Source organism: Desulfovibrio sp. 1214_IL3152 (assembly GCF_036763055.1).
GTDB lineage: Bacteria > Desulfobacterota > Desulfovibrionia > Desulfovibrionales > Desulfovibrionaceae > Desulfovibrio.
Genome location: NZ_JBAIYW010000616.1, coordinates 1 through 1,009 on the forward strand (window position 1 = coordinate 1; position 1,009 = coordinate 1,009).

General features: G+C 60.8%; 2 protein-coding genes. Both read right to left on the reverse strand.

The annotated features are described in order from the left end of the window. The coding region (locus tag V6C07_RS12930; protein WP_333536887.1) for a rod-binding protein at positions 1 to 503 on the reverse strand (503 nt) is incomplete at its 3' end. Next, positions 504 to 1,009: flagellar basal body P-ring protein FlgI (locus tag V6C07_RS12935; RefSeq protein WP_333536888.1), on the reverse strand; the 506-nt coding region annotated here is incomplete at its 5' end. It lies immediately after the preceding gene.

The window sequence follows — 1,009 nt, forward strand, 5'->3', positions numbered from 1 at the left end:
TCGCCGCCCGGGGCCGACGTGCCGCCACGGGCGTCTGCCACGGCTCCGGCACTGCTTTCATTGCCTGTTTCAGGCAATATGGACGCGGCCTGGGGCGTAAAGCCCGAATCCGTGCCGCCCACAGAAGACGCCGTGCTGCGGCTGGCCGAAACAAGATTGCGCGAAAGCTGGGCATACATCATGTCAGCCAGGCCGATACCGCCCGCAGCCGTCATGGATTTTGCCAGTTCCTGGTCATACATGCTCTGCCAGAACTGCTCTTCGCGGCCTTGCAGCATATTGGTCTTGGGCAGGGTGTTGCGCATTTCCTGCCACATTTTCTGGATAAAGATCGATTCGAAACCTTCGCAGGCTTCGCGCAGTTTTTTTTCTTTTTCCGCTTCCGTCATTTTTTTGCCGTTGAGATTCCCTATGCCCGCCAGGCGGGATTGAAACTCGCGGCGGGATACTTCCGCCGTTCCGGCTTCATGCGGCACAAGGCCGGTGGTCAGGGGAGAGGTCATTTATATTACCTCCAGTTCCGCCAGCAGCGCACCTGAAACCTGCATGGTGCGCAGGATGGAGATGAGGTCGCGCGGAGTGGCCCCGATGGAATTGAGGCCGTCCACCAGTTCCTGAAGAGTGGCTCCCTCCACGATAACGAGGTGACGGTTTTCTTCACGCACGTTGGTTTCCGTGGTGGGCGTCACCACGGTCTGCCCCTGCGAGAAGGGGCCGGGCTGCGATACCTGCTCGCCCTCCTGCACGGTGATCTGCAAATTGCCGTGCGCCACGGCGGTGCGGGTAATGCGCACATCGCGGCCGAGCACCACTGTGCCGGTTTTTTCATCCACCACCACCTTGGCGGCGGTGTCGGGGCTTACGTCCAGGTTTTCGATGGAAGCCATGAGGGGAACCATGTTGTTGCGGTACTGCGCCGGAATATCCATCGTGATGGACATGTCGTCGATGGCGCGGGCAAAGGGGCCGCCCATGGCGCCGTTGACGCGCTCGGCAACCTGCTGGGCCA